5 protein-coding genes are annotated in these 6088 nt (G+C 38.5%); all 5 read left to right on the forward strand.

The features are described 5' to 3' along the window. Positions 1–230 precede the first annotated feature (230 nt). Entirely contained in the window at positions 231–440 is a 210-nt protein-coding gene (locus tag F6K38_RS33300) for a hypothetical protein (RefSeq protein WP_071986988.1), read from the forward strand. 452 nt (positions 441–892) lie between these two features. Then, the gene (locus F6K38_RS33305) at positions 893–1402 is read left to right on the forward strand and encodes a hypothetical protein (RefSeq protein WP_287359372.1); all 510 of its coding nucleotides are present in this window, start codon (positions 893–895) and stop codon (positions 1400–1402) included. A 316-nt stretch (positions 1403–1718) separates the two neighbouring features. After that, positions 1719–2531: a hypothetical protein gene (locus F6K38_RS33310; protein ID WP_287359374.1), complete on the forward strand. Its 813-nt coding sequence runs from the start codon at positions 1719–1721 to the stop codon at positions 2529–2531. Further along, positions 2528–3421, forward strand: coding sequence for a DUF1822 family protein (locus tag F6K38_RS33315; RefSeq protein ID WP_287359377.1), 894 nt, complete (start codon positions 2528–2530; stop codon positions 3419–3421). The genes F6K38_RS33310 and F6K38_RS33315 overlap by 4 nt, the downstream gene beginning before the upstream one ends. A 16-nt stretch (positions 3422–3437) precedes the next feature. Then, the coding region (locus tag F6K38_RS33320) for an NACHT domain-containing protein (RefSeq protein ID WP_287359380.1) at positions 3438–6088 on the forward strand (2651 nt) is incomplete at its 3' end.

Raw genomic sequence — 6088 nt, forward strand, 5'->3', positions numbered from 1 at the left:
CATAACTATCAGGTACACCTGTTTCCTTTGCTATAGCTGATAGCTGATAGCTGATAATTTAGCATTCACTTTTTTTTATACTAAAATTACCCCCGGAAAAAAAATTTATAAAAACCCTTGACAATTATAAATATAATCATTACAATAATCATTGTAATCGATGCAGCGCGGTCTTGGGGGTTTCCCCCATGAGCGACTGCATCAAGACAACGAAATTTAGTTTTTTAGCCATGTCTACAGAATTTATTCCGAATCACAACAATAATCCCAAGAAACAACGTATTAAGTACATTAAGGGCTCTCCTGAAGCAGTAACCAAAACTATTTACGGCCTTTGCGCACTCGGGTATGGGTCGGTTTCCGACTGGAGCCCTTTGCAACCGACGGGCATTCCGGGGCAAGTAATTAGTTTTGCAACCAAGTATCAAACTTGGCGTTAATAGGTTAAATTTATGGGGGGGTTTCCCCCCCGGTCTGGTCCGGTAGGATCACATCCGGATTGATTCGGAAACTGATAGACATGACATAGCGTTTACAGTAAGCTATCAGGGGTTATACCTATGGTGGGCAGTGGCTACCAACGGGTTTTGTCAGCTGATCTGTATTAAGCACTGCCCACCCTACATCAACTAAAATCAATTTGCGGCTACACCTATGGTGGGCAGTGGCTACCAACGGGTTTTGTCAGCTGATCTGTATTAAGCACTGCCCACCCTACATCAACTCATATTCATCCGAAAATTCAGCAATGCTCCCTCTGGCAGGTGATTTCCAGTTTGACTCCTAGCTAGTTTTGCACGATTTTTTTGCCAAGTACCGATATATTAATGTATTCAACCGAAGGCTAGTTCAAGCCAGCCTCCAAACTCAATACTGCATCAGGAGCATGATTATGAACCTAAGACTCATTGTTAGTTCTGTCTTCTTGGGATTAACTTTACCTGCGATCGCTGTTGCTAGTGTTCCGACTCCAAGCTCTCTATCTTCCTTAAATCAGGAACAATTCAGTAAATCCGGAACAGTTGAAATTGCTCAACGTCATCTCAGTGCTGAATACGTAGGGGCACGATTATACAACTCAGAATCACAGATATTACGTATGGCTTATGAATATTCTAATGGTAAGCCAATAGAATGGAAAAACATCTCCGTTGAATATCCTAATTCTCAAGTGATCAAGCTCAATATTCACGGAAAAATCAAAAGGAAGCGAAAAGATGGCTCTATTCGCATCGGAATTTTTATCCAACGGAATAGTCAAGGTTATTTCAGGGTGGTTGATTATGATTGGAGTACTGGGCGATGCCGTAAACCTTGCAAAAAAAGGGTAAGAAGAGCACTACAAAATATGCCCTTACACTTTCCTCGCTTCCAGCAGGTATTTAACCGTATAATTTCATAGTATTCTAAAGGGGAGCATCCTAATGCTATCATGATTGCTGAGAACGGTAGAGTGTCTCTTCTGTTACCAGACCCAATCAAACCCTTTAAAAATGGGATGTTTCCTTTCTTGAATGATGGCTGCAGAAGCATTGGCTAATCTATTTCAGTTGTTTTACCCTCAAGTGGAATGGGTACTGATCAATGCTTGCTACTCTGAGATTCAAACTCAAGCAATTAATCAGCATATCGATTATATACATGAAACAGATAATAATAGATCGAGCTGCAATTAATTTTGCTGTTGGCTTCTATGACGGATTAGGAGCGGGATAACTATGAATTTGTTTTCAATTTTGGCTGTCATGCTATTGAAATCTCAGGGATTAAAGGACAATCTACACCAGTTATCAAAAAAAAAGATGGCTATGACAGATCAAGAATTACGGGCACTTATTGATAGAATTCGTGGCAATCAAGACTTTCAGAGTGAACAACGGCGACAAGATATCCATCTACTATTATGTGAATGTCAACGGTTACCCGGACTCATAAAATCTTCTCATCCCCTTTATTTGGAAGCTTTAGACCAAACTTGGGATTGGGTCAGAAAAAATATTTGTAAATTTGAACCGAAACCAGACTTACCAGTTCAGACAAGCTTGTTAAGATGGATAAATGGTTATCTAACATGGCGGATTAAAGATTTATATCTTAAGCAAGCAGAGCAACACAGTCGTGAATTTAGTTTAGATGTCAACATCAATAAAGATCCGGACAATCCCTTAACACTACTAGATATACTTCCAGATGGTGGTTTTGATACTCCTAAGCTCAGTGGAATTGACGCTTACATTGAGAAACTCAGAAAGCCTAAAATTCAGGAAATCTTTCAAGAATTAGAACGTTACGTGAAGGAAGATCCAGACCGTATCTTTAAAAAGTGTCATCCTCGTCAGCATCCCGATTGTAACTGTCAGCTCCTTTGCCAAAGGTTACTTTTTAAAGACCCACCAGACAAATTAACTCACATCAGCAGGGAGTTAGGTATTAACTACAATGCTCTTAGAGCCCATTGGAAAAGAAAATGCCTAGTACTCCTTCAAAAAAAATTGAAGGATCTAGGTTATTCAGGAGACGAAGAATCATGACAAGTCAAGACATGGAAAATTTAGAAATTACCCTCGGCATTAAAGCTCATCGCTTCGCTAGCAAATTCGCAGCGGAACAAACTACAACTGCAAAAAGTAAACAGGTTTATTTGAATACATTAGCGGTTTACGCAGTTCACAGATATCTTAAATATCTTGGCATTGACACTGATTTAAAAGAAAGTGATTGTTGGAACCCAATTCTAAGACATCAATGGAATGTTGCCGATTTAATTGTTCCTGACATTGGCACATTAGAATGTCGTTCTGTGCTACCTGGAGAAACTACTGTGTCTTTACCTCCAGAAGTAACCGAAGACCGGATTGGTTATATTGCTATTCAGTTTAGCGAACACTTAGATCAAGTCGAGCTTTTAGGGTTTACCAAAGCAGTCGTTGCAGATGTTCTGGAAATTAGTCGGTTGCGCTCGGTTGATGATTTGATTGGTGAACTCTCACCACAACCTGTGAATTTAGCAGCTTGGTTTGAGGGGATTTTTGATGAGGTTTGGTTAGCTATTGGAGACATATTATTGCCAAAAGAACTGGCGTTTGATTCCTGTAGAAGTCATAGTAATAATATTGAACGGGCTAAAAAGATTGATTTGGGGCTATTAGTCAATGGTAAACAATTCGCTTTAGTGGTTAGTGTTTGGACGGAGGACAATCAAGAACAAGGAGTTATTATTCAAGTTCGCCCTATCAGCAGAACAGAAACTTTACCTCCAGGTTTAAAACTAAAAGTCCTCCTTGAATCAGATGAAGCTGAAGCAATAGCCAGAGAAGCTGATAATTTAATTCAGCTCGAATTTTCTGAACTTCCAGGAAAAACTTTTACTGTTATAGTGTCCCTAAACAATGAATTTGTGACTGAAAATTTTGTCGTTTAGTTTATAATTAATGACTATGAAAATTACCAAGCGAATTCTGATAAACTTAGGAGAAGGTGATTTTGATCAGGGATTTAGTAAAGCTACTATTAAAGTACAAGAAGTCACCAGAAATCGCCCAAATAATTTAAGGGAATTAGAATGTCAAATTCCTAAATCATTAGACATCCCTGATATTTATCAAAACTGGCAAAAAAACTATGATGCCAGAATTAAGTTTTCTCGAACTAGAGCGGGGTTCAAAAATAATCAACTTACTAATGTTAGTATTCCCACAATTTCTGATTGTAATCAAAAGACTGAGGCTTTACAAGATAAATTGAATCATTGGCTTAATCCTGTCAAGATACAATTAGAACAATCACTTGAGCTCTCTCCTGAAGATGAATTTGATGTTGTGCTCCATACACCGAATATTGGCTCTGAGATTGGCTCTGAATCAACCCCAAATCTTTTGCAAAAACTTCCTTGGCATTGCTGGGATTTCTTTGCTCAAGACAATTTTAGTGATGTAGCCTTATCCTTCAGTAATTCAGAGCAAGTTAACCTTATGTCTTCTGGAGCAGAACCCATATTCCCTAGACCCAAAAGAGTTAAAATTTTATGTATTCTAGGAGAGCCTGGGGATGATCAGCATGAAAACAAGATTGATGTAGAAGCAGATAGACGGTTACTGCGAAAAATACCTGGTGCATATTGTGTATTTCTCAGGCAACCTACACGGTCAGAATTCTTCCACTTCATGGAAAAAGAACGCTGGGATTTTCTCTTTTTTTCTGGACATAGTAAAACAGATAAAGACACTGGTTTACTGAAGATTAATCCAGAGGAAACACTGGATATTCAAGAAATAAAACAGACTATTCAAACAGCCATCAACCAATATCAAGGAATGAAATTGGCTATTTTCAATTCCTGTGATGGTTTAGGATTAGCACGTCAATTAGCAGATTTAGACATTGCTCAAATTATTATTTGGCGAGAACCTGTTCCTGATAAAGTCGCACAAGAGTTTCTGAAATCTTTTCTGGGATTTTTCACTGGAAAAAACTTGCAGGAGAAAGAAGACTACACTAGCACTGAAGGTTTATCTTTATATCGTTCTGTACAAAAAGCTAGGCTCGAAGTCCAAAACTATATAGAGGATCTACAGAGACAGAAAACACTACCACAAGTCAGTTGGCTACCAGTCATTCATCACAATCTAGCTAAAGAAAGCATCACCTGGAAACAGTTACGGCAACTCCCAGATATTGATATTGCCAGCAATAAAGCTAGTCCCCGTGAAACCTTACTTAAGCGGGTAGAAAAATTCTGGATTAAAGGTGTTCTTGATAAGTCTTTACATATCGAAGAAACCCTTGAATTGGGTCTGATTGAAGACCCAAGCGCCGTGATAAATCCCTCAAGTCAACAAGGAGAAAATTCAAGTCGGCAAACACAACATCTGCCTGAAGGAACTAGAGCAATTGATGTATTTGGGGAACTTGAAAACACCAGAACAATGCTGATTCTTGGTAGATCGGGGTCAGGTAAGACCACCGCACTTCTCGAAATTGCTGATGAATTAATCAGTGATGCCAGGAAAAACACAACCCTACCAATTCCTGTAGTGCTCAACCTTTCCAGTTGGGCTGGGGAGAAAGAGCCAAAACCCTTAGCCCAGTGGCTGGTTACGGAACTGAATAGAATCTATCAGTTTTCTGAAAAGCAGTGTAAGGATTGGGTAAAAAATCAGCAACTACTACTTCTATTAGATGGTTTAGATGAAGTCAGAGAAAGCAAAAGAGGAGATTGTATTAGAGCAATCAATCAGTTTCTAGGAAGCTATACAGAAACCGAAATGGTGGTTTGTTCTCGAATTCGAGATTACCACAAAATTTCAGAGAAGCTTCAATTTAAAACTGCGGTTTTCTATAGGCAACTGACAGACCAACAAATCCAACGGTATTTTGACGATGCTGGAGACGCCTTGTCAGGAGTTAAGGAATTAAAAGAAGAAGACGAAGCCATACAGGAATTAGTGAAAAGTCCTCTGACTCTGAACTTTATTGCTGTTGCCTATAAAGGTCAGACAAAAGATGACTTAAACAATGACTTAACCAATGACTTATTAGACATAAGTTTATTTGAAAAACGTCGAAAGCATTTACTGGATGCTTATATTCAAAAAAAACTTGAAGAAAAGCCGGTAAAATTTTCAAAAAAAATCTCACAAAAATGGTTAATTTGGATAGCTGATCAAATCACACAGAGAGAGCGAAAAGAATTATTAATTGAGCGGATGCAGCCTGATTGGTTGCCTGTAGGTATTCAACAATGGCTCTATAGTGTTGGTTTTCGAGTGATTCTTGGACTGATAGCTGGATTAACTACAGCCTTACACTTTGGTACCCAGGTTACCGATGATATAGGAGTACAAATCTCCTTGGTAATTCCTTCAGTGATAGCAGCTATAGTATCCTGTCTAAGTTTTCCAGTGCTATCTCATTTGAGAACTATAACTATACCAGGTTTTAGGGTTGAGTTTATCCCTCAAAAAATCCAAAAACTATCTCAAAAATTATCTAAGTTTATTCCTGGAATTCTATCTGGGCTACTCTATATCATCATTACTGCTTTAATGGTCTATCCCATGGTTGAAGAGGGCATAAAAGATGATAAATG

Origin of the sequence: Moorena sp. SIO3B2 (assembly GCF_010692525.1) — a bacterium.
Taxonomy (GTDB): domain Bacteria; phylum Cyanobacteriota; class Cyanobacteriia; order Cyanobacteriales; family Coleofasciculaceae; genus Moorena; species Moorena producens.

Excerpts from the sequence above, each read along its gene's own strand:
- F6K38_RS33300 (WP_071986988.1), top strand. The coding sequence starts at position 231 with ATGTCTACAGAATTTATTCCGAATCACAACAATAATCCCAAGAAACAA.
- F6K38_RS33305 (WP_287359372.1), top strand. The coding sequence starts at position 893 with ATGAACCTAAGACTCATTGTTAGTTCTGTCTTCTTGGGATTAACTTTA.
- F6K38_RS33310 (WP_287359374.1), top strand. The coding sequence starts at position 1,719 with ATGAATTTGTTTTCAATTTTGGCTGTCATGCTATTGAAATCTCAGGGA.
- F6K38_RS33315 (WP_287359377.1), top strand. The coding sequence starts at position 2,528 with ATGACAAGTCAAGACATGGAAAATTTAGAAATTACCCTCGGCATTAAA.